This is a genomic window from Roseovarius sp. M141 (assembly GCF_024355225.1).
GTDB lineage: Bacteria > Pseudomonadota > Alphaproteobacteria > Rhodobacterales > Rhodobacteraceae > Roseovarius.
Genome location: NZ_VCNH01000008.1, coordinates 2,637,444 through 2,661,177, shown reverse-complemented (window position 1 = coordinate 2,661,177; position 23,734 = coordinate 2,637,444). Strand labels below are relative to the sequence as shown.

Genomic DNA, 23,734 nt, shown 5'->3' with positions numbered 1-23,734 from the left:
GGAACGATGAATGGCGGGCGCGTGACATGCGCCGCAGTCAGGCCGGTGGCGGCGGGGGTGGGGGCATGACGGTGAAAAGCTGGGCCAGTTCGGTCACGTCGCCTGCACGCATCCAGCCGTCCTGCCCGGCGGTCCAGACCTGAGTCTGGCGAGTCAGATCGCCCGAACTTGCCATGCGTCCCATCGCGGCGCGCGAATAGGGGCCGCGCGTCTCGCCGTTTTCGGCGATGTGCCAGACATGCTCGGGCTGGGGCGGTGGCGGCGGGGTTTGCGGTGCCTGCGCCGGGCGCGCGCCCCAAGGGCCAGATTGGCCCGATTGCTGGCCTGCCATCTGCTGTGCCATCGCCATGCCCATCCCCATGCCAAGGCCTGCACCCATGCCGCCGCCCGACGGGTTGCCGGCGGCCTCTGTCATTGCTTCGGCGGCGGAGTATTTCGTATAGGCGCCCAAGTCACCGGCGAGGCCCATCGACGTGCGCTTGTCCAGTGCCTTTTCCACCGCAGGGGGCAGCGAAATGTTCTCGATATACAGTTCGGGGATGGTCAGGCCGTATCCGGCGACCGTCTGGCTGATCGCGCCTGCCACCAGTTTGCCCAGATCGGCCGTGTTGGCGGCCATATCGAGCACCGGAATGCCCGAGGCCGCGATTGCGCGGCTGAATTCCTGCACGATGATGTTGCGGATCTGATAGCTGATCTCGTCCATGGTGAATTCGCCGTCGGTGCCGACGATTTCCTGCAAAAAGCGGGCCGGATCGGTCACGCGTACGGTATAGGTGCCGAAGGCGCGGATGCGCGTCGGGCCGAATTCGGGGTCGCGCAGCATGATCGGGTTCTTGGTGCCCCATTTCAGATTGTTGAAACGGGTGGTCGAGACGTAATAGATTTCCGACTTGAACGGGCTTTTGAATCCGTGATCCCAGTGCTGAAGCGTCGTCATCACCGGCATGTTGTTCGTTTCGAGCATATAGAGGCCGGGGGTGAACACATCGGCCAGCTGCCCCTCGTGGACAAAGACGGCGGCCTGACCTTCACGCACGGTCAGCTTGGCGCCGTACTTGATTTCGTGGCCCTCACGCTCGAAACGCCAGACCATCGTATCGCGGGTGTCGTCCGTCCAGTGGATGACGTCGATGAATTCGCCGGTCAAGAAATCGAAAATGCCCATTTTACTCGTCCTCAGCTAGTTTGAATAACGCTTGATGTTCTGCATGCCTGTCGAAATTGCCGCTGCTTAAGGAAGGTGCGGTGCGATACCATCAGAGACAAGAGTGCTAGGTCGCCGCAAATTGCCGATCACAAAGTTACCCCTGTTTGAAACCGACTTATTTTCAAGACCTCTCACGGCATCCTACCTTCTTAACTGGACCCGCCCCGCTGCTCTGCAATCAGTTGGACCAGGATCGGGCGCGCCTCGTCATAGCTCATCCCCGGTTTCAGGCGGGGGGAGTAAAGCAGACGCAGCAATTCTTCGTCATGGGTGGTCAGCAGCGCAAATTCGTCGTCGTCGTTAAAGATCGAGGGGCGCGCGTGGGGGCTGTCATTGGCCAGTCCCAGCCCTTGGGCCAGTTCCTCGTGCACGCAGGATTTGCGCAACAGGCTGGGATGCTCGGTACGGATCAGGGCGATGGCGCGGCGGTAGGTGTGATCCTGATTATTGCTGGAAAACGCCACGACCAGGCAGTGGATCGAGCGCGGCAACGTCTGGAACAGATTTATCGACGATTGGTTGATGTTGGGCACCAGTTGGCGGATGCGTGCGACGGTCTCTGCGCGGTCATCCTCGCCCATGAACAGCACATTGAAATTTGCGTCCGCCGTGGCGCCCACGCTGATCGAGTGGCCGGTCACGCGCGCCAGACGGGCGACATAGCCTGTCACCATACCGCGGTCGATCTCGCGCTGGTCCAGCGGCACCGAGGCGCCGAATTCGACCGACATGCGCACCGGTCCGGTCCATTTACGCAGCCCACCGGGGCGCCCGTCCGACTGGGCCAGCCCGCGATCGCGCGCGTATTCATCATGAAAGGCAATCCGTTCGAAATTGCGCAGGATGGCGGTGTCGGTATAGGGCGCGTCCGGCCCGCCGCCATCGGTGCGAAGCAGTCCCTGACGCAGCAGGCCGGCCTCGACGCGCGCGTAGTGGCCCGCCAGCGCACGGCTACGTTCGGACGCGGCGACCGGTGCCTTGGGCGCAGGAGGGCGCATGGCGGAGGGCTGCGCCTGAGGCGCCTGCGCATCGGGCGCGGGCATGTCCGTGCAGGCGGCGAGCGCCGCAAGCAGGGCTGTGCCTGCCGCTATCCTCAGGATGCCGCCCGCGCCCATCGCCTTAGACCTTTGCAGCGTTGGCGACTGTATCGCCAAGGCCGGTTTTGCGCGCCTTGGCCGAGGCCAGCGTGTCACGCAGTTCGGTTTCCATCTTTTTCAGATCCTCTTCGGCAGCGGCGCGGCGGGCCTTGCCCTCGTCCGCGATCTGCAGGCTTTCCTGAATGGTGCCGATCAGATCGGCGTTTGCCTTCTTGACGGCCTCGATGTCGAACACGCCGCGCTCCATTTCCTGACGGATCACCTTGTTGCTCTGGCGCAGGTTGGAGGCGTTGGCGGTCAGCAATTCATTGGTCAGATCATTGGCGCCGCGCACGGCCTCGGCTGCCTCGGCGCTGCGCTGGATGGTGACGGCCTGCGCCAGCTGCGTTTCCCACAAGGGGACGGTATTGACGAGTGTCGAGTTTATTTTCGTCACCAGCGACTTGTCGTTTTCCTGCACGAGGCGAATGGATGGCAGCGATTGCATCGTCACCTGCCGCGTCAGTTTCAGGTCATGCACACGGCGCTCCAGATCGTCGCGGGCGGCGCGCAGGTCGCGCAGCTCCTGGGCGGTCATTACCTGATCGTTTTGCGCGGCCTTTTGCACCTCGGCCTCCTTGGCCGGGATGTCATTTTCATCAAGCAGGCGGATTTTTTCTTCGCCCGCCGCGATATAAAGCGCCAGTTCATCATAGAACGTCAGCGTGCGATCATAGAGCATGTCGAGCGATTTGATGTCTTTCAGCAGCACATGCTCGTGGCGCAGCAGATCGTCCGTCACCTTGTCGATCTGGCCTTGCACCTCTTCGAAACGGGCGGTGAATTTGGCGAAGGGGGCGGCGCGGCCCAGCAGCCTTTCCCACCATGACCGCTCGCGGCGCACGTCCAGTTCGGACACGGAAAATCCGCGAATGGTGGTGACGATCCCGCGCAGGGAATCGCCGGCCGGGCCGACATCCTTGTTGCGTACGCCTTGCAGCATGGATTGCGAGATTTCTTGTAGTTCCGCCTGTGCGCCGGACCCGAAGGAGACGATGGACTGCGTGTCGCCGATGTCGATTTCGGCCATGCGGCGCTGAATTTCGGCGCTGGCCGGTTTATCCGCGTCCTTGAGCGGCACGATCGCGTTCGCCTCCTGCGGCATGGGCAGGATATGCTGGCTGACTTCGGTGACTTCGGCAAGGCTGGCTTGGGCCTGTTGGCGCACGGATTCGGGCATTATCGGTCCTCTCGGGTGGGGGATGATGTTTGGGGCAGGGGAACGCCTTCGCGCTCCAGCCGGTCGCGTAGCACGGAGATCTCGATCTCCAGATCGCCTTGGTCGTCCTGCAACAGTTTTTGTGTCTTGGCGGCGAAATTTGCCTCCAGATCGTCAAGCAGCGCCATGTAGTCGCTGCGCGCGCGGTCGTCGCGGGACCGCGCATAGATGTCGGCGAACTTGATCGTCGCATCGCGCGCGCCCATCAGGTAAACGCCGGTGTAGCGCCGCGCCGAGGTCAGATCGCGCGGATCGTCCTCGATCGTGCGCAGCATGTCCCGCACAGTGTTCTGAAACCGCTCTACCCGGGCATCGGCGCGGCGATCCCCGGCGCGTCGGACGGCGTCCGCCATCTGCGCCAGAAGGCCCTCGGCCTGCGCGACCGTGCGCTGGGCGCGATCCTGCTGGAAGGTATCGATGCCCTCCATCCCCTTGTCGCGCATCGGGTCCAGCCCGAAGGACAGCACATGCAGCCCGGTCGTGACAACACCATACAGCAGCGCGGCGATGAGTCCGCTATCGCCGGAGTAGGACGCGAGCGAGATGCCGATCCCCGCCAGCACGGAAGAAAACAGTTTGCGCGGAATGCCGGGGCGGCGCGCGACCTTGCGGTCTGCATAGGCGGCCTCGGCCCGCAGCCCGTGGCGCAGCAGCCAGGCCGACAGCGCCAGCACCGCGGCCGACGCAGCACCCAGCGCAAGGCCGGCAGCCCCCGAGGCGAGGGACGTGAACAGCACGATGGCGGCGGGCGCGAACATCAGATTCGCGCGCGCACCAACGGGATCAATGCGCTGGCGCGAGGGCGGCGCGCCCTTCACCGGGGTGCCCGCACCGTTGCCCTCATCGGGGCTGAATTTACCACCAAAACGTTGCGCCATGCCGATCAGAGTCCCCCGAGAAGGCCGCTGGTGACGCCCAGCATCAAAAGGATCAGCGCAGTATAGCTTATGCGTTCCATCGTTACCCCTTTATCCGGCGCGATCATGCCCTGGGCCAGTGCCTTGCTGTCCTGCGCCGCGCGCGTCAGCGCCGATACCGCCAGACCGACCAGTGCCAGAAGCACGCAGATCAGACATATAAGCAGTAGCAGACGTGCCATCTATCCCCAACGCTCCTCTGCATATGCTGCACACATTGAAAAATAGGGGATGCGCCCCGCCGTTACCAGAGGGAACCGTGCCGGTTTCTCCCTCAAGCGCGCCTGCGGTTCGTTTTCTAGACGCATTGCGCGCAGCTTGGATCCGAATTCAAGGCGTTCTGCGGCGGCGCTGAACTGTGGGGCGCGTGGTCCTGTCACCCCCGGGGCCGGATTTGGGGGCGGGTTTAGCAAAGGGTTTGCCGCCAGTTTTAGAATCAGGTTTTCCGCCGCCTTTGAAGCCGGGCTTGGCGCTGGGCTTGTGCCGTGGCTGGTCGCCCGGCTTGCCCGCCATGTGCCCCGGTTTGGCCCCGGACCGGCCCCCAGACTTACCACTTGGCTTGCCTGTCTCCGGTTGCGCCGGGCCGGGTTTGCCTGCCAGGGACGCCTTGCGATGCGGTGCGCCCTTGCTGCGGGGTTTCGGTTTCAGGGTCGGCTCGGCCTCCTCGGGGCCTTCCAGACCCAATTGGTCGCGCAGCACGCGTGCACGGATTTCTTCCACGCCGCCCGGTTTCAGATCGCCCAGTTGGAAGGGACCATAGCTGACGCGGATCAGGCGGTTGACCGTCAGCCCGACCGCCTCCATCGCGCGGCGCACCTCGCGGTTTCGGCCCTCGCGGATGGCGACCGTGACCCAGGCGTTCGCCCCTTGCTGGCGATCCAGCGAAACGGCCATGGGCTGAAATCGCTCACCGTCCAGAACCAACCCTGCGCGCAGCGGCGCGAAGGTGGCATCGGTTGGCCGTCCGTTGACCCGCGCGCGGTACTTGCGCAGCCAGCCGGTGCTGGGCAGTTCCAGCTTGCGCTTGATGTCGCCGTCATTGGTCAGCAGCAACAGTCCTTCGGAGGTGATATCCAGCCGCCCGACTGTCATCACGCGGGGCAGGTCGTCCGGCAATTCGTCGAATATCGTGACGCGGCCCTTCTCGTCGCTGTTGGTGGTCACGAGGCCCGAGGGCTTGTGATACAGCCACAGGCGCGCAGGCTCGGGCGTGCCCAGCGGCTTGCCGTTGACGGTGACGCGGTCCTGGGGTGTGACGTTCAGCGCGGCGCGGTCGATGACGACGCCGTTGACGGTGACGCGGCCCGTTTCGATCAGGCGCTCGGCCTCGCGGCGGCTGGCGATGCCGGCGCGGGCGATGACCTTGGCGATACGCTCTCCGGGGGGAGGGGTGGTACCGGGGGTGGGGGACTCTTTGCTCATGTCGCAGGGCATAGCTCAAACGCGGGCCTTGCGAAAGCGTCTATCGCCGGGCAGGAAAGGCGTATGCGCTTTACCAGCCACATGGACGCCGCCCTTGCCGAGGCCCGCGCCGCCGCCGCCCGCGGCGAGGTGCCGGTGGGCGCCGTGCTGCTTGATGGATCGGGCCGGATCGTGGCGCAGGCCGGTAACCGCACCCGCGAGCTATGCGATCCGACAGCCCATGCCGAGGTTCTGGCGATCCGCGCCGCCTGCGCCGCAGCCGGGTCCGAGAGGTTGGCGGGCCACACGCTCTATGTCACGTTGGAGCCCTGCGCGATGTGTGCCGCCGCCATTGCCGCCGCGCGGCTCAAGGCGGTGTATTTCGGTGCGTCCGATCCCAAATCCGGCGGAGTCCTGCACGGCGCCCGTGTCTTTACGCACAGCCAATCGCATCACGTTCCAGAGGTCTATGACGGCATAGCTGCCGCCGCCTGCGAAGAGGTTCTGAGGGCATTTTTTTCCGCGCGGCGGCGCTTACTTTGAATCAGTGCATATGACTCAAGCGGCATAAATCTTAACCCAGATGCATCTTGGCTGGGCCGCAAGCCTGTCCGAAAAAGCAGGATCGCTTCAGAAACCCCACTCCATTTTGTTCAACAATATTATACCCTGTGTAGGATTAAACCACTCACCTCCTATTGACATCCATTTCTGTTTTCCGATTGATTGGGGCAGGTGCCAAGTTGGGATAACAGCTGTCCAGACGCGTGGCTTGCACGAACAGTGATCGTGATCGCTGCAGCATAGAGGGCGCTATGAAAGATCTATCGTTACAGCAGATTTTGTCGGTTGAGGGGCTGTCGGTCTCATTCGGCAATGCGCGTGTGATCGAGGGTCTGAGTTTTGCTGTGCCCATGGGGCGCACGGTGGCCGTGGTTGGCGAGAGCGGTTCAGGCAAAAGCGTGACGTCGCTGTCGATCATGCGGTTGGCTGATCTGGCCGGTGCGCAGTTTGATGCAGGCCGCATCATGCTGGATACGGGCGATGGCGAAACCGATCTGCTGGGCCTGACTCAGGACGCCGCCCGCAAGATCCGCGGCAAAGACATCGCCATGATCTTTCAGGAGCCGATGACGTCGCTCAATCCGGTTTTCACGGTGGGCGAACAGATCGCCGAGGTCCTGATGCTGCATAACGGTCTTTCGCGCGAGGCGGCGCTGCGCGAGGCTGCGAAACTGCTCAGCCTCGTGCGTCTGCCAGACGCGGATGCAATGCTGAAGCGCTACCCGCACCAGCTGTCGGGCGGGATGCGCCAGCGGGTGATGATCGCGATTGCGGTTGCCTGCCGCCCCAAGCTGCTGATCGCGGACGAACCGACGACGGCGCTGGACGTGACGATCCAGGCGCAGATCCTCGACATTCTGCGCGATTTGCAGGCCGAGATGGGCATGTCGATGATCTTTATCACCCACGATATGGGGGTGGTGGCGGAGATCGCCGACGATGTGGTCGTCATGTGGAAGGGCGAGAAGGTCGAGGAGGGGCCGGTCGAGCGTATTTTCGCGCACCCCCAGCACCCCTATACCCGCAGCCTGCTGTCCGCCGTGCCCAAGCTGGGCTCGACCAAGGGGCAGGATTTCCCCAGCAAGACACCGCTGACAGTGCTAGTGGACGGCAAGCCGCAATTGGTGGGCGAGACGCGCCTACAGGACACGGCGCAGACGGGCGGCGATCCGCTTTTGTCGGTGCGGGACATGTCCGTCAGTTTTGACATCAAAAAGACGTGGTACGGGCGCACCACGCATTACATTCCGGCCGTGACCGGCGCGACATTCGATGTCTATCCCGGCGAGACGATTTCACTGGTCGGAGAAAGCGGATCGGGCAAGTCGACCATCGCGCGCACCGTCATGCAACTGGTCGATCCGACCAGTGGTGCGATCACGTTCGAGGGGCGCGACATGGCCGCGATGAGCCTGTCTGACAGGCAAAAACTGCGTCGCGAGATCCAGTATATCTTTCAGGATCCTTTTGCCTCGCTCAACCCGCGCCAGACCATCGGCTGGTCCGTGGCCGAGCCGATCCGCACCCATGCTCTGCTGGGCAGTGACCGTGAAACGCGCCAGCGCGTGGGCGAGTTGCTGGAGCGTGTCGGCATGCCCGCCAGCGTGGCCGAGCGTTACCCCCATCAGTTCTCGGGCGGTCAGCGGCAGCGAATCTGCATCGCCCGCGCATTGGCCGGCAGGCCCCGCCTGATTATCGCGGACGAGGTGCTGTCGGCGCTCGACGTGTCGATTCAGGCGCAGGTGATCAACCTTTTCATGGACCTGCAAAAGGACGAAGGCATCGCTTTTCTTTTTGTCAGCCATGACATGGCGGTGGTCGAAAAGGTCAGTCACCGGGTTGCCGTGCTGTATCTGGGCCAGATCGTCGAACTGGGCAGCCGCAGGCAGATTTTCGAGCAAACGGCGCATCCCTACACCCAGCGCCTGCTGTCGGCGGTGCCGAACCCCGATCCGACCGCCAAGCGCGCACGCACGTTGCTGGAGGGCGAACTGCCCTCGACCACGCGCCGGGTGGATGACCGCCCCGCACCCGTTACCTATGACGAGATCGCCAAGGGCCATTTCGTGGCCCGCCACTGATGCGACAAATTCAATCACCGGAGGAGAAACAGGAATGAAAAAGACCCTGACAGCAACCGCGATGGCCGTCGCGCTGGCCGCGACCGGCCTTGCCGCACCCGCCATGGCCGAAGGCAAGATCACCGTGTCCTCTCCGCAGGACCCCGGCAGCTGGGACCCCATCGATACCTTTCTGATCAACTGGGCGTCGCTGGCCACCAACGTGTTCGAAGGTCTCACCTATCGCGGCCCCGACATGGAGCTGGTCCCGGCGCTGGCCACGTCGTGGGAGACGCTGGATGACGGCACGCGCATCCGCTTTACCCTGCGCGAAGGCGTGACATTCCACAATGGCGAGCCCTTCAATGCGGACGCCGTGAAGTTCACATTTGAACGACTGTTGGGCGACGAGGGCGCCAAAGGCCCGCAGCAGGCCAACTACACCTCGATCAAAGAGGTCGAGGTGATCGACGAGACGACCGTCGATTTCCACCTGACGCAGGCGGATCCGGTTCTACTGACCAAGCTGGCCGGATATGGCGCGATGATCGTGCCGCCCCAGTACATCGCCGAGGTCGGCGATGCCGGGTTCAACAACAACCCCGTCGGCACCGGCCCGTTCAAGATGACCTCCTACACCCCCAAGGTGGGCGCATCGCTGGCCGCGAACGCCGACTATTGGGGCGGCGCACCGAACCTGTCGGAGGTCGATTATCGCTTCATCTCCGAACCGTCGACGGCCTTGGCTGAATTGCAATCCGGCGGTGTCGACGTTGTCATCCCCCCGTCGGTGCCCGTCGGCATGATCCCGACGATTGACGCGGATCAAAACCTTGAAATAATCTCGACCGCGGGGCCGACGGTGACGGCGCTGCGCTTCGACACCGGCAGCGGCATTACCGCCGACGAAAACGTGCGCAAGGCGCTGATCATGGCGGTGGACCGCAACGCCATTGTCGAGACAATTCTGGCCGGCCAAGCCTCGGTGATCGCATCGTTTCAGGGTGGGCGCTCCTTTGGCTATGACGCAACAATGGAGCCGTTGCCCTATGACCTGGAAAAGGCCAAGGCGATGCTGAAGGAGGCAGGCGTCGCGCAGGGCGCTTCGGTCGAAATCAACACGCGCGGCAACGATGCCACCTTTAACGAAGTGGCGCAGGCAGTCGCGGCGTATCTGAGCATGGCGGGCGTCAACGCCACGATCAAACCCTATGAGACGAACGTTCTGCTGAACGATATCATCCCGCAGGGCAAGACCGGCGAGATGTTCCAGCAAAGCTGGGGTGGCTGGACCTTCGACTATGACAATACCGCCTATGCGATGTATCACACCGGTCAGAAGTGGAACCCCTACGACAGCGACGCCGATCTGGATGCGATGCTGGAAACGCAGCGCCCGATGACCGACCGCGCCGAGCGCGAGAAGGTGTTGCAGCAGATCGCCGCCTATGCCGCCGATCGCGCGCTGGAGATGCCGCTTTACAACATGAACGCCATCTACGCGATCAACAAGCGCGTCCAGAATTTCGAGCCGGCACCCGACAACCGCCTGCGTCTGGACAAGGTTTCGGTCGAGTAAGCCACAGATGCTGCGGGCGGCGACAATAATGCGCCGCCCGCAGCCCTTTTCCCAAAGCCCCAGAGAGGCGGACCCATGGCCGGTTTCCTGATAAAACGTTTGGCACAGGCCATTTTCGTCGTGATCGTCGTCACGCTGATCGTGTCCGTCGCGGTACGCATGACAGGCGATCCCGCGCTGATGATTGCGCAGGGCGCGACCGACATCACCGAGGCCGATCTGGAGCGTATCCGCGAAGGGCTGGGCCTGAACGAGCCGTTCATCACCCAATACCTCGCCACTCTGTCGGGCCTTTTCACATGGGATTTCGGCCGCAGTTTCCTTGGCGGGACCGAAGTGTCGACGCTGATCGCCGGGGCGCTACCGGCAACATTGCTGCTGGCCTTTTCGTCGCTGGTGGTGTCGATCCTCATCTCGGTCCCATTGGGTATCAGGGCCGCCATCCGCCGCGGAAAATGGGAGGATCAGCTGATCCGCATCCTGTCTCTGGTGGGCCTGTCCTTTCCGAATTTCTGGCTGGCGACGATGCTGGTCCTGCTGTTCTCGATCACGCTGCACCTGTTGCCGCCCAGTGGTATGACGGGCTGGGCCACGCTGGTCATGCCGGCGATGACGATGGGCGTGATCCTGACGGCGACGAACGTGCGGCTGGTGCGCACCTCGATGCTGGAAGTCATGCAATCGCAATACATCATGGTCGCCCGCGCCAAGGGCCTGTCCGAGCGCAGCGTTCTGTACAAACACGCCCTGCGCAACAGCGCGATCCCGCTGATAACCTTTCTGGGCCTGCAATTCGGCGGCCTTCTGGGCGGTATCGTGGTGGTGGAAAAGGTGTTCAACTGGCCCGGCATGGGCAGTTTGGCCTTTGATGCGGTCAGCGCGCGCGACTATCCGGTGCTGCAATCGGTCATCATGATCCTGTCCACCCTGATCGTGCTGGTGAACCTGATCGTCGACATCGCCTATGGGCTGATCGACCCGCGTATCCGGACGGAGTGAGCCCATGACTGCCTTTTTCCAATCGCGCTACTGGTCGCTTGAATTCATCCTCGGGGCGGGGTTGACCGCGTTCATCGTGATCGGCGTTCTGCTGTCAAAATGGCTGTTTCCCGATGTCGGCGCGATTGATCTGACTGCGCGGCTGGTCCCACCGTTCGAGCGGCCTGACCATCTGCTGGGCACAGATCCGCTGGGCCGCGATGTGATGGCGCGGATTTTCGTCGGCGGCTGGATCTCGCTTGAGGTCGGGTTCCTGTCGGTTCTTGGCTCGGTGCTGATCGGCGTGCTGATGGGGCTGATCGCTGGCTATTACCGGGGCTTTTGGGATGTGATCGTCATGCGTTTTGCCGATGTGCAACTGGCGCTGCCCTTTATCCTGCTGGCCATCACCATCATCGCCATTATCGGCGGCAGCCTGACCAACACCATCATCCTGCTGATCGTATCGCAGTGGGTGCAATACGCCCGCCTCGTGCGTGCGCAGGTGATGGCGCTGCGCGACCGCGAATTCGTGCTGGCCGCGCGCGCCATGGGGGTCAAGAACCGTAATATCATCCTCAGTCACCTTTTGCCCAATCTGATGGGGCCGGTCGTGGTGCTGATGACGCTGAACGTGGCCAATAATATCCTGCTGGAAAGCAGCCTGACCTTTCTGGGTCTTGGCGTCGATCCGACCATTCCCAGTTGGGGCGGTATGCTGGCCGACGGGCGCACCTATCTGCAAACCGCATGGTGGGTCAGCGTCTTTCCCGGCGTCGCAATTCTTCTGACCGTGCTGGGCCTGAACCTGCTGGGTGACTGGCTGCGCGATACGCTGGACCCGACGGGGAGAACCGGCAAGTGAACTACCACTTCGCGCCCGCGCGCACATTGAACACGCTGATCGCCGGGGCGACCGGCCCGTTCGATGCATGGACCTTCGACGATCGCGCCGCGCGCTGTGCCGCCGAAGAACAACTGGCCGCCAAGGGAATTCCCGCGCGCATTCGCAGTGCCTACAAGCCCCTGCTGCATTTCTTTCTTGAGGAGGCCCGCCCCGGGTTTACGGTTGCGCATGTCGTCTGGCCCTGCCACGCCGCCGCCGTTTCCAACCGCTTCCTGCTGGAGACATATCCACTGGCCGCGCTCTACCCGGATGCGGAGATCAGTTTCGCGCCGGGCAGGGAGACCGCCAGCTATGCCGTCACGCTAACCTATCCTGACGGGACCGAGCAGCACGAGGTTCTGGCGCCCAACCGCGTCCACACTGATCACGTCGGCGCGCAGACCCTGTCGCCCACCGGCTGGCTGGTGGATGCCGGGGGCGCACGGCGGCTTGAGACGGATTACGAGCAGATGTTTCACGGCGCGATGGCCGCGATTACCGCGCAGGATTGGGGCAGGGACGAGCCGTTTTTCGAAGAGCTGAACATCACAGCCACCGTGCCTGCACGCGACCTCGATCTGGGGTATGACGACGAGGTGCTCAGCCTTGTCGAGGCGCTGCACGAAGATCTTTATTTCTCGTGTCTCGAATTTTTCCAGCGCCATTCCGGGCGCCCGATCGGGGACCGGCATCTGCAACCGGGGCAGATCGTGCCTGAGGTACAGCAGGGGGAAGCACCTGAAATCAGCGTCAGTCTGCGCGCCTATCACACCGCCGACCGGGGCGGCGATATGCAGGATTTGGAACGGGCCGGGGCTGCGCTGTCCATCGCCCAGATCCGGGCCGAGCTGGCGGAAATCGGCGGTCAGCCCTTGCGTGCGATCAGCCGCGCAGGCCGCGAGGTGCTGGCGCATTTCCGGACCGGCACGGGCAAGCCGGTGATGATATCCGCCGGTCAGCATGCCAATGAAACGACGCCGGTCGTCGGGGCGCTGCGCGCGGCGCACCGGCTGGCTGCGGAGGGCGCGGCCTTTGTCATTTCTCCGATGGAAAACCCGGATGGCTATGCGCTGCACGGACGGCTGACAGACCTGACGCCGCGCCATATGCTGCATGCCGCGCGCTACACCGCACTGGGCGATGATCTGGAATATCGCGCTGCGTCCGGCGCCCTTTATGAAAAGGCAATCCGGCACGAGGCCGAGCGCCTGTCAGGCGCGCAGCTGCATATCAACCTGCACGGATACCCCGCCCATGAGTGGACGCGCCCGATGACCGGCTATATCCCGCGCGGCTTTGACATGTGGACGCTGCCCAAGGGGTTTTTCCTTGTCATGCGCTATTTGCCGGGCTGGGGCGATATTGCCCGCCAGTTAATCCAAGAGGTCACGTGCGACCTGATGCAGGTGCCGGGGTTGCCTGCGTTCAATGCGCGCCAGATCAACCTTTACCGCGTACATGCGGGCGAGACCGGGTTTGAGATGGTCAACGGCTTTCCCTGCTATATCCACGAGGATGACCGCCATTCGGTACCGCTGACGCTGATCACCGAATACCCCGATGAGACACTTTATGGCGCACCGTTCATCGCCGGGCACGGCGCGCAGATGCAGACAGTTCTGGCCGCGCGCGCAGCCTGGCAGAGGCTGGCCAGCGTCTGAGGGATGTCGGCATCATGCCAGATTGGATTTGGCAAACGCCGCCAGAACGGCCCGCTCGGATTGCGACAGATAGGTCTCCAACAGGGCGGCAGCCTCAGCGGGGCGGCCTTCTGTGAGCTTTGCAAGGATGGCGCCGTTCATCTGGATATAGGGCATGTGCAACCAGCGCGCGGTGCCCAGTGCCACAAAGACCAGCCGCAATTCGGCGGACAGATTGCTGTAGAACGCGGTCAGGCGCGGGCTGTCGGCCAGATCTACGATGGCAGAATGAAAATCCATGTTGGCATTGCCCACGCCGCGCCAATCCTCCTGGCCCTCGCAGAGGCGCGCGGCCTCGACCGCTGCGCCCATGCGCGCCACTGCCGGGTGATGCGCATGGGCGGCACGCAGGATCGGACATTCAATACTGCGCCGCACGCGATAGATGTCGATGATGGACTCCAGCGACGGGGTGGCAACGAAAACGCCGCGATTGGCCTCGTGGACGAACAGACCGTCGCGCGTCATCATGCGAAACGCCTCGCGCAGCGTGTTGCGCGACACGGCCATCTTTTCGGCCTGCGTCGCCTCGGATAGCCGCTGCCCCGGCGCGAGTTCACCAAATGTCAGCTGATCGCGAAGCGCTGTTGCAACCTTGGTTGCCAGTGATGTGGCTGGTTCGGACATGGGCACAGCACCGGATTATAGTCTGAGAATTGAACAGGGCGGCAGGTTTTGTGGAACAACCAGCATCTTTCATCCAATCAGATTACCTCCGGCCTGTCCATGCGTGGATCAATCGCCGCCCGTATCTGTGGCATTGACGACTCCGCTGATGAGGTTTGCCGACAATAGCGCGCGGCTTGACAGGCTGGCCGGGTCAATGCTGAGTGGGGCGATCGTGGCCAGTATGTCCGAAATCTCGCGCCGGTTGGCGATCTGGATCGCCTGCGCATCCGTCACGGAAACCGCAGCAAAACGCAGCAGGGCGCCGGGGGCCAGACGGCCCAACGCGGGCAGATCGGTGGAAATGACCGTCGCGATTTTGGGGTAGCCCCCGGTTGTCTGGTGATCGGCCAGCAGGATGATCGGCTGGCCGTCGCCCGGTACCTGAATGGCGCCCGTCGCGATGCCGTCCGAGGTGATGTCGTACCCGTTTTCATGCGCCAGTACCGGCCCGGCAAGGCGCAGGCCCATGCGGTCGGCCTCGTTCGTGACGCGAAATTCAGCCTCCAGCAGGGTGGCGATTGCGGCCTTGGAAAAATAATCGTCCTGTGGGCCCAGCACGACGCGGATCGTTGCGGACGGCATCAGCGTCGGAGGTCGGCCAAGACGCATATCAGCGCGCCCGCTCGCCTCGCCCAGGGCCAGAGGCAACGCATCGCCGTCGGCCAGCGTGCGGCCCTCCAGCCCGCCAAAGCCCGCGCGAAGACAGGTCGACCGGCTGCCCAATATCGGCAGAAGATCGAACCCGCCCTCGACGGCAAGATAGGCGGTGACGCTGTCCTTCAGCGGTGGCACGCGAAAGACCGTGTCGCGCTCCAGCGTCACGGATTGCCAGGGCGGCACTTCGCGCGGCTCGGGCGTCAGTATCTGCAACGGAGACGACGTGCCGCAAAGTGCAATGCGCACGCGGGGCGCATTGACCTTCAGCACTGGCCCGGCCAGCCGGATTTCAAGCGCGGCCTCGCCGCCCTCATTGCCGACCAGCGCATTGGCGATGCGCAATGATACGGGGTCCAGCGCGCCCGACACCGGGATACCGGCAGCCTGATGTCCCACGCGCCCCAGATCCTGAACCGTGGTAAAAGGCCCGGCGGTCTGGACGATCAGCGCCGCGCTCATCGGGTAGGGTCCTCAATGGTGATTTGATCGACCGTGGGGCGGGCCAGCAGATCATCGTATTCGCCCGGGCTTATGGGGCGCAGTCGCACCGTGTCGCCCGCGCGCAGTAATGCAGGCACCTCGCGGGCGATATCGAACAGATCCACGGGGGTGCGTCCGATAGCATGCCAACCACCCGGCGATGCAAAGGGGTAGATCACCGTTTGCCCGACCGCGATCGCCACGGTGCCCGGCGCGATCCGTGTGCGCGGCGTCTTGCGGCGCGGCAAGGTCAGTTCTGCGGGCAAATCACCCATATAGGGATGCCCCGGCGCGAACCCGATCATGTAGACATAATGCGCGATCCCGCTATGCAGCGCGATTGCCTCGTCCACGCTTAGCCCGCCGGCCGCTGCGACATCGCCCAGATCGGGACCATGCGCGCCACCATAGGCGACGGGCAGGGTAATGAGGCGGCCGACATCCATTTCCTGCGACGGGGCGATGTCCAGCGCGTCGATTTCCCGGCAAAGTCGCGCGTGATCGATCACCGAAGGATCGTAATGCACGATGAGCGAGCGGAAGGTCGGCACGGTTTCCGTCACGCCATCCAGCGCACGCGCCTTGAGCGCGGCGTCCAGCGCCATCACCTGCATGTTGAGCCGCCGATCAACGCCGCGCCCGAACTCGACCGTCAGCGCACAGTCGCCCGAAGGCAGATATCGAACGCCGGGTGCCATTCAGCCGGCCATCGGGCACAGACGCACGCCCGCATCGGTCAACGCACGGCGCACGGCGCGGGCCATCGCGACGGCATGGGGATTGTCGCCATGCACGCAGATCGTGTCGAACTCCAGCGCGATCTCCGGCCCGTCCAGCGTGGCGACCTTGCCGTCGATCACCATGCGCGCCATGCGCGCGGCGGCCTCTTCGGCATCCTCCAGCACCGCGCCGGGCTGTTTGCGCGGGGCCAGCGTGCCATCTGCGCAATAGGCGCGGTCGGCAAACGCCTCGCGCGCAATGCGCAGGCCCGCGCGCTCGGCTGCGCGCTCCTGCTCGGTGCCGGGCATCGCCAGAAACAGCATGTTTGGGTCTGTCGCCAGCACGGCGCGCGCCGTGGCATCGGCAACCGCCGCGTTAACCGCGGTCACATTGGCCAGCGCGCCATGCGCCTTGAAATGCGTGACGGGCACGCCAACGGCGCGCGCCATCGCCTGTATCGCGCCGATCTGGTAGATCAGCAGTTTCTCGATCTCGTCGGGGTCGTCATCGACAAAACGTCGGCGCCCAAAGCCCCACAAATCCATATAGCCGGGATGCGCGCCCACGCCGACGCCCTTCTGCTTGGCCAGACTTAGCGTGCGGTGCATCACCAGAGGATCGCCGCCATGAAACCCGCAGGCGATATTGGCCGAGGTGATGATGTCGAACATCTCGCCGTCGTGGCCCATAGTCCATGCGCCCCAGCTTTCCCCCAGATCGGCATTCAGATCGATTTCCCGCATTGCTGCCTCTTTGATATTCGATAGCCTTTGCACTGGATGGCTATACCCAGCCGGATGGGATGGAAAGACCGTGCCATGCAAACTGAAGGCTGCTGGTCGGATAATTATGGATTTCTTCAGGGACCGATATGTGGAAATGATCCGGCCCCGTTGCGTGAATTGATGATTGCAAAGCTTCCCCTTTCCGGTCGGACCATATCCTATGGCCTCGGTGACAGCTATGCCAAGCGCGGCGATGCGGACGTGAAGCTCCACAACCTGTCGCGCGACGAAGTGTGCGTTGGCGACCGTGTCACGAATGGCGGCTTTGAGGAATACTGCACTTGCCTTAGGCTCGTCTTTGGCAATTATCCGGAGCGTATTGTGCTAGAGATTGATGAACAGATTGAGACTATTGAACGCCTTAGAGAGCTCTTGCCAACCGAGGGTTTCACAAACACCTTCCTAAAGGTGAGTGACCGTTTGAATGACGTGGCACGAAAATTCATCGCGCATTCGCCATTTGTTATTATCGCGACCAAGGCATCCGAGGGTTTGATCGACGTTTCGCCCAAAGGTGACCCGGCGGGGTTTGTCGAGGTCTACGACGATAAGACACTGATCATTCCGGACAGGCCCGGCAATCATCGGGTAGATGGCTTTCGGAACCTCTTGGAAGAGCCCAACGTGGCACTCTTGTTCGTCGTGCCCGGCCATGGAGATACCCTGCGTATCGCGGGCAAGGCACGTGTCGTTCGGGATGCGGCAATCAGCAAGCGCCATGCGATCAACGGGAAAGAGCCGTTGCTTGCGCTCGTGATCGAAGTTGAAGAAGCCTTCATGCACTGCTCCAAGTCTTTCATCCGCTCTCGCTTGTGGCATCCGGATCACTGGCCTGAACGGAAGTCGGCACCGACGCTTGCAGAGTGGGTGCTTGCGACAGTCGATAGAACGCAAACGCTTGACGAGGTGCAAGAAGACCACACTGCTGACGAAGGCACTCGTCTATATTAGACGGGGAAACCAGATCACTCAAAGACAGACATGGCTCAGCTGCCAGCAATACAATACTTCGACTCGCTGTAAATGCAGACATCGGTGCATCATGCGGTATCCGACATGACGTGCCCCCGAAACTTCCCTCACTTTGATGTAGAATTTGCTCAGCCCTTCGAAGGAGCAAACAGATGCGAAAAAGCCGTTTCACAGAGGTGCAAATAATTGTGATGATTAAGGAGCAGGAGGCGGGGATGCCTACGGCTGAGGTTTGCCGCAGGCACGGCCTGAGCCCCGCGACGTTTTACAAGCTGAAGGCCAAATACGGCGGCATGGAGGTGTCAGACGCGCATCGGCTAAAGTCGCTGGAAGATGAAAACGCTAAACTCAAACGCCTTGTTGCCGAGACCATGCTGGATAGCGTTGTGCTGAAGGATTTGCTGGGAAAGAACTGACGACGCCAATCGAGCGGCGGAGTGCAGTGCTCAAAGCGATGCGGGATCATGATATCTCGCAACGCCGGGCATGCATGCTTGTTGGCGTCGAGCCTAAAACTGTCCGGCGTGACCGTCCGCCTGACACTCCTGAAGTTCGCGACGAGATGCAGGCAATTGCGGCTGCGCGCCGTCGGTTTGGCTATCCACCGCCCGGTAGTGCATTGCGCAGAAATGTCACGAGAGGGGGCGGATCGGCGTGCTGTTGGAGCGCAAAGGAATGATCATGAATCACAAGAAGCTGTACCGCCTCTACACTGAAGAAAAGCTGGGCGTCCGGCGACGTCGAGGCCGCAAACGGGCACGTGGATCGCGGACACTAATGCCGGTGGCTTTGCGTCCTGGCGAGCGCCCCCTCTCGGTGATTGCTTGCAATCACCTGCCGGGCAACGGGAGCCTGCGGGATGAGCTGTTGAATGAAGAACTGTTCGACAGCCTCGATGAAGCCCGGCGAAAGCTGGCGCTCTGGCGATACGATTATAACCACGTCAGACCGCACTCATCATTTGGAAACAAAACACCCGTTGAAGCCCGTCGGGCACTTGAGCAATTTGAGGGCATTGCGCACGACGCGCTTGCCCAAAACGAAGCCAAGGAGTATGAAATCCAAACCCGAAAACTCTCGTTATGAATGAGGGAGCCTTGGGGGCAGGTCAGACACTTTGGACTCTTTTGAACCATCCGCTGCGATCCGCACCAACGGCGGCATTGCTGCTTTCGTAAAATTGGCTCCGTTTGCTGACGCAAGGGTCAAAGTCACGTGACCTCTCACAACGCGGCACCGGCGATGGTATTTGCTGTATTGAGGCCAGAGCGTATGACCCAGATATCATGATGCTCGCAACGCGTCGTTTTTGGCGGAAGAGCCGACCGACGGGGGAGGTACATTATGCGCGTCGTTATCCATCACACTCCAGATTGCGGTCGCAATTGGGTCTGCGACGTCAGTGGCACGCGCGTGTCAATCGACCACTCGTGGACTTTCTCATCCGTGCCGGGTCACGTGTGCTGGGCCTGTGCCGCCTGCAATTCTTCTTGCAGGCGCGCCTCCTCCCTTGCCTTGGGGGTCGAGAAGCGGGCCAGCAGAAGATACGCCACCGGCGTCAGATAGAGCGTCGAGAGCGTGGCCAAACCCAGCCCGCCGACGATCACCCAGCCCAAGGCCTCGCGCGCCTCGGCGCCGGCGCCTGATGACAGCACCAGCGGCACGCCGCCCAGCACAGTCGAGGTCATCGTCATCATCACCGGGCGCAATCGGATCGTCGACGCGTCAAGGATCGCATCATGTACAGTCGCCCCCTTGTCGCGCAGCTGGTTGGCGAATTCGACGATCAGGATCCCGTTCTTGGCCATGATGCCGATCAGCATGACCAACCCGATCTGACTGTAGACGTTCAGGCTTTGCCCGGTCATCAGCAGGGCAAAGACCGCGCAGGCCAGACCCAGCGGCACGGTTGCCATTACCACGACGGCGGAAATGAAGCTTTCGAATTGGGCCGCCAGAACCAGAAACACGATGAGGATCGCAAAGCCGAAGGTCACGACAATGCCGGAATTGGTCTGATCCAGCGTTGCGGCCTCGGCCAGTGGCACGATGCGGTTTTCGTCGGCCAGAATGTCGTCGCCAATTTCCAGAACCTGCGCCAGCGCGTCACCCAGCGACAGATCCGGCGTCAGGCCGGCGGTCAGTTCCACCGAACGGTTCTGCCCCTCGCGGTTCAGCTCGGGCGCGACGGCGCGTTCCTTGAGCGTGACGAAACTGGCCATCGGGACCATCTGACCATTGCCTGCCTTGACAAAGATGTTCTCCAGATCGCCGGGATCGTCGATCGGGTCGGTGGTGGACAGCATCTGCACGTCAAAGCTTTTGTCCTCGACGAACACCGACGCAACCTTGCGCCCGTCCAGAACGGCCTGCAATGCCTGCCCCAACCCGGTGATGTCTATCCCCAGGTCGGCGGCCAGCGCCCGGTCGATCTGCACGAAGAGTTGCGGCTGGGTGCGTTCATATTCCAGCTGGACCTTTCCCATTTCAGGGATCTGCCGCAGCCGGTCCACCATGTTTTCGGCCACGTCCGACAATTGACTGTAACTGTCACCGGTGATGGCAAAGGCCAGTCCCCGGCCAGCGCCCCGGATGCCCAGCGAGTTGGGCTGAATGGCAAAGGCCCGCACGCCGATGATGTCGCCCAGCTTGTCGTTCATCTCGGCCACGATGTCTTGCTGGGTGCGGGCGCGGTCCTCCCACTTGGCCAGCGTGAACACCATGAATCCGCGATTGTCCGCGCTGAAGCCGCTGAAGGCAAAGATGTGGGTCATCTCGTCCTTTTCCAGCATGGGCGCGACCATGTCCTCGATTTCCTGCATCTTGGATTGGGTGTATTCCAGCGACACGCCTTGCGGGGCCGTGATGCTGAGCAGGGCGACGGCGCGGTCCTCGGCCGGGGTCAGCTCCTGCCGGATGCTGGCCGCCATCATGGCCGCCGTGACCGCCACGAACAGGGCGATCAGAACGATGACGAAGGGCATGGCAAGCGCGCCGCGCAGCGTGACCTCGTAGAGCCGCATCAGCCGGTTGCCCAGCCAGATCATCGGGCCACGCGCGTCCTGCTGCGGCGGTTTGGTCAGCAGGCGGCTGGCCAGAACCGGACACAGGCTGAGCGCCACGACCGACGACAACAGCACCGCAATCGCCAGCGTGAACCCGAACTCCCGGAACAGCCCGCCGGCCTGACCGGGCAGGAAAGACAGCGGTACGAACACGGCAGCCAGCGTCGCTGTCGTCGTGACCACGGCAAAGAAAACCTGCGCCGTTCCGTTCACCGCAGCCGCCCGCGGACCCATGCCGGCGGCGCGTTGGCGCACGATGTTCTCCAGCACGACGATGGCGTCATCCACCACCATGCCCGTCGCCAGCACCAGCGCCAGCAGCGTCAGGATATTGATCGAGAACCCCACCAGATAGATCGCCGCCAGCGTGCCCACCAGCGCCACCGGCAAGGTTAGCGCCGGGATCAGTGTCGCGCGGATGTCGCGCAGGAACAAGAAGATGACGGCGACCACGATGGCGATGGCAAAGCCAAGCGTTTTCAGCACCTCTTCGATGGAGCCCGAGATGAACCTCGCATCGTCGGAGGTGACAAAGACGCTGACATCGTCGGGCAGGGTGCGGTTCAGCTCGGCGACGACGGCGTGGACGCCTGCCGAGATTTCCAGCGTGTTCGACGTGGCCTGCCGGATGACCCCCATGCCCACCCCCTGACGGCCATTGGCCCGCAGGATCGTCTCGCCGGGGGCAGGGCCCAGCGTAACCTTGGCAATATCCCCGATCCTGACGTTGGGTTTGATCTCCAGCGCCTCGAATGCCTCGGGGGTCACTACGTTTGCGGTGGTGCGCACATTGATCGACTGGCGGCTGCCGGCCAGATCGCCGGCGGGCGTATCCAGGGCAACATCGGACAACGTGCGCTGTACGTCGCCCACTGTCAGCCCGCGGCTGGCCAGTTCCAGTTGGTTGATATCGACCCGAAAGATCGGCTCGCGGTCGCCGTAAACCTGTAGATCGGCGACACCGTCTACGGAAATCAGTCGGTCTTCGACGCGGTCCTGCACGATGGCGGTCAGTTCCTGCGGCGAGCGCGCGAGGGATGTCACGGCGATGCGCATCACCGGCTGGGCATTGGCGTCCGCCTTGACGATCTCGGGCTGGTCCGCATCCTCGGGCAGGTCGTTCACGATCCGCGCCACGGCATCGCGCACGTCAGTCGCGGCCACGTCGATATCCACGTTGTCGTTGAATTCGACCGTGACGCGGCTGCGCCCAAAGCGCGAATTTGATGAAATGCCGCGCACGCCCGTTACCCGGCCCACGGCGCCCTCGATCCGTCCGGTCAGTTCCTGATCGACCGATTCCGGTGACGCGCCTGCAAATCGGGTGGTGATCGTGACCACTGGCCGGTCCACATTGGGCAACTCGCGGATTTCCGCCCCGAACAGCGCGGCAATACCCGCCAGAATGATCAGCGCATTCAGCACGAAGGCCAGGATCGGCCGCCGCACGAACAGCGCTGTGCCTGGCGAGGTCGGCGTGCTCACAGCGCGGCCTCCCGAGTGGTGGCGCTCAGGCCTGATACGGCCTCGTCATTGGACGTCAGGCTGACCTCGGCGCCGTCGCGCAGTGTCTGCACGCCTTCGGTGACCACCGTTTCACCCACCTCAAGGTCATCCGATGTCACAAGCACTGCATCGCTCTCGCGCTGTACGATGGACACGGCCACCTGCGCCACCTTGCCATCGCGAACCGCCCAGACGAACGGGCCGTCGCTGGACCACTGCACGGCCAGCGGGGGGATCGACAGCAGCGTTTCACCGGGGAAGGACATGCTGACCGAAAAGGCCATCCCGGCGCGCAGCATATCGCCCTCATTCGGCACGCGCCCCTGAACCAGCAAGGTTCGGCTGGCGCGGTCCACGACGGCATCAATCGCGCTGATCTCTCCGATCAGGGCCGCATCGCGGCCACCCAATGGGGTCACTTCTATCTGTTGGCCCGTCGCGATTTTGCCGACCACGCGCTCGGGCACGCGAAAATCGATCAGGATGTCCGACCGGTCCGAAATGTTGACCAATAGATCCTGTGCATTGACGCGGTCGCCTTCTTCGAGGTCGATGATCCCGATCCAGCCCGAAATGGGCGCCACGATATGACGTTGGGACAGGTCAAACTCGGCTTGGCGAACACCCAGTTCGGCACTACGCAGCGCCAGTTCGACTTCCCGCAGACGCACCTCGGCTACGGCGCCCGTCGCCTCTAGCCGCCGGGCGCGGTCGGCATCGGTGCGGGCATTCACCAACTGGATCTGTGCCTGTTCCAGTGCAATTTTCTCGGCCTCGTCCTCGAGCCGGACAATGACAGTGCCCTTGTCCACATAACTCCCGGCGAGCAATGCCATATCGGTGATCGTCCCCACGGCGTTGGACCGCACATTGACCGAGCGGAGCGCGCGCCCGTCACCGATGGCATTGATGCGATCCGCCAGCGCCTGTTCGCCGACCGTTGCGGTAATCACGCGGGATAGGCCACCGCCCGGCCACCCGTTTCCCTGGTCGCCCCCTTGGGTCTGTGACGCTTCGATCCCCAATAGATCGAGCAGTCCAATCCGGTCCAGCACGGGCTGCGCCGCAGGGACATATGCGATCCACACGTACAATCCTGCGGCGAGAACCGCGACCGACAGGGCGAGTTGGCGAAACGCTTTCATTGTTGAGGCTTCCGTCTGGTTTTGGCGACATCTTAGCATTTAGCACGCCGCGTAGAATAACACGTCATTTCTGTATTTTTGCCAG

19 protein-coding genes and 1 pseudogene are annotated in these 23,734 nt (G+C 62.7%); 8 read left to right on the top strand and 12 right to left on the bottom strand.

What is annotated here, in order from left to right:
* Positions 1-37 precede the first annotated feature (37 nt).
* The 6 genes from FGD77_RS16935 to FGD77_RS16910 all read right to left on the bottom strand — a co-directional run bounded on the left by FGD77_RS16935 (position 38) and on the right by FGD77_RS16910 (position 5,904).
* A complete protein-coding gene (locus FGD77_RS16935) occupies positions 38-1,168 on the bottom strand; it encodes an SPFH domain-containing protein (protein ID WP_255011403.1) in 1,131 nt (376 codons plus the stop codon).
* 191 nt (positions 1,169-1,359) lie between these two features.
* A complete protein-coding gene (locus tag FGD77_RS16930; RefSeq protein WP_255011400.1) occupies positions 1,360-2,325 on the bottom strand; it encodes a DUF2927 domain-containing protein in 966 nt (321 codons plus the stop codon).
* Positions 2,326-2,329: 4 nt separating this feature from the next.
* Positions 2,330-3,526 (bottom strand): toxic anion resistance protein, encoded by a 1,197-nt coding sequence (locus tag FGD77_RS16925; protein ID WP_255011398.1) that lies wholly within the window; start codon positions 3,524-3,526, stop codon positions 2,330-2,332.
* Complete coding sequence (locus FGD77_RS16920) at positions 3,526-4,443, bottom strand: 5-bromo-4-chloroindolyl phosphate hydrolysis family protein (RefSeq protein WP_255011396.1); 918 nt, start codon at positions 4,441-4,443, stop codon at positions 3,526-3,528. The genes FGD77_RS16925 and FGD77_RS16920 overlap by 1 nt, the downstream gene beginning before the upstream one ends.
* A 5-nt stretch (positions 4,444-4,448) precedes the next feature.
* Positions 4,449-4,664 (bottom strand): hypothetical protein, encoded by a 216-nt coding sequence (locus FGD77_RS16915; protein WP_255011395.1) that lies wholly within the window; start codon positions 4,662-4,664, stop codon positions 4,449-4,451.
* A 148-nt stretch (positions 4,665-4,812) separates the two neighbouring features.
* Entirely contained in the window at positions 4,813-5,904 is a 1,092-nt protein-coding gene (locus FGD77_RS16910; protein ID WP_255011394.1) for a pseudouridine synthase, read from the bottom strand.
* A gap of 63 nt (positions 5,905-5,967) precedes the next feature.
* Between FGD77_RS16910 and FGD77_RS16905 the strand changes: the two genes are divergently transcribed.
* The 6 genes from FGD77_RS16905 (at position 5,968) to FGD77_RS16880 (ending at position 13,611) form a co-directional block, all read left to right on the top strand.
* Positions 5,968-6,426 carry a nucleoside deaminase gene (locus FGD77_RS16905; protein WP_255011393.1) on the top strand — a complete coding sequence of 153 codons (459 nt, stop codon included), beginning with the start codon at positions 5,968-5,970 and terminating at the stop codon, positions 6,424-6,426.
* 272 nt (positions 6,427-6,698) lie between these two features.
* Positions 6,699-8,528, top strand: coding sequence for an ABC transporter ATP-binding protein (locus FGD77_RS16900; RefSeq protein WP_255011392.1), 1,830 nt, complete (start codon positions 6,699-6,701; stop codon positions 8,526-8,528).
* 34 nt (positions 8,529-8,562) lie between these two features.
* The gene (locus FGD77_RS16895) at positions 8,563-10,086 is read left to right on the top strand and encodes an ABC transporter substrate-binding protein (protein WP_255011390.1); all 1,524 of its coding nucleotides are present in this window, start codon (positions 8,563-8,565) and stop codon (positions 10,084-10,086) included.
* 75 nt (positions 10,087-10,161) lie between these two features.
* Positions 10,162-11,085 (top strand): ABC transporter permease, encoded by a 924-nt coding sequence (locus tag FGD77_RS16890; protein WP_255011389.1) that lies wholly within the window; start codon positions 10,162-10,164, stop codon positions 11,083-11,085.
* Positions 11,086-11,089: 4 nt separating this feature from the next.
* A complete protein-coding gene (locus FGD77_RS16885) occupies positions 11,090-11,929 on the top strand; it encodes an ABC transporter permease (RefSeq protein ID WP_255011387.1) in 840 nt (279 codons plus the stop codon).
* Entirely contained in the window at positions 11,926-13,611 is a 1,686-nt protein-coding gene (locus FGD77_RS16880; RefSeq protein ID WP_255011384.1) for a peptidase M14, read from the top strand. Before FGD77_RS16885 ends, FGD77_RS16880 begins: the two co-directional genes overlap by 4 nt.
* A 12-nt stretch (positions 13,612-13,623) precedes the next feature.
* On the opposite strand, the gene FGD77_RS16875 is transcribed toward FGD77_RS16880, so the two are convergent.
* From FGD77_RS16875 to FGD77_RS16860, 4 genes are all read right to left on the bottom strand, one after another.
* Positions 13,624-14,277 carry a GntR family transcriptional regulator gene (locus FGD77_RS16875; protein ID WP_255011382.1) on the bottom strand — a complete coding sequence of 218 codons (654 nt, stop codon included), beginning with the start codon at positions 14,275-14,277 and terminating at the stop codon, positions 13,624-13,626.
* Positions 14,278-14,385: 108 nt separating this feature from the next.
* Positions 14,386-15,435: a biotin-dependent carboxyltransferase family protein gene (locus FGD77_RS16870; protein WP_255011379.1), complete on the bottom strand. Its 1,050-nt coding sequence runs from the start codon at positions 15,433-15,435 to the stop codon at positions 14,386-14,388.
* Positions 15,432-16,154 carry a 5-oxoprolinase subunit PxpB gene (gene pxpB / locus FGD77_RS16865; RefSeq protein WP_255011376.1) on the bottom strand — a complete coding sequence of 241 codons (723 nt, stop codon included), beginning with the start codon at positions 16,152-16,154 and terminating at the stop codon, positions 15,432-15,434. Before pxpB ends, FGD77_RS16870 begins: the two co-directional genes overlap by 4 nt.
* Positions 16,155-16,919 (bottom strand): LamB/YcsF family protein, encoded by a 765-nt coding sequence (locus FGD77_RS16860; RefSeq protein ID WP_255011373.1) that lies wholly within the window; start codon positions 16,917-16,919, stop codon positions 16,155-16,157.
* A gap of 75 nt (positions 16,920-16,994) precedes the next feature.
* Between FGD77_RS16860 and FGD77_RS16855 the strand changes: the two genes are divergently transcribed.
* Positions 16,995-17,912: an MSMEG_1061 family FMN-dependent PPOX-type flavoprotein gene (locus FGD77_RS16855; protein WP_255011371.1), complete on the top strand. Its 918-nt coding sequence runs from the start codon at positions 16,995-16,997 to the stop codon at positions 17,910-17,912.
* A 173-nt stretch (positions 17,913-18,085) separates the two neighbouring features.
* A pseudogene (locus FGD77_RS16850) lies at positions 18,086-19,019 on the top strand (transposase).
* Between the two features lie 368 nt (positions 19,020-19,387).
* Here FGD77_RS16850 and FGD77_RS16845 read toward each other — a convergent pair.
* A complete protein-coding gene (locus tag FGD77_RS16845; RefSeq protein WP_255011368.1) occupies positions 19,388-22,483 on the bottom strand; it encodes an efflux RND transporter permease subunit in 3,096 nt (1,031 codons plus the stop codon).
* A complete protein-coding gene (locus FGD77_RS16840; RefSeq protein ID WP_255011365.1) occupies positions 22,480-23,649 on the bottom strand; it encodes an efflux RND transporter periplasmic adaptor subunit in 1,170 nt (389 codons plus the stop codon). The genes FGD77_RS16845 and FGD77_RS16840 overlap by 4 nt, the downstream gene beginning before the upstream one ends.
* Positions 23,650-23,734 lie beyond the last annotated feature (85 nt).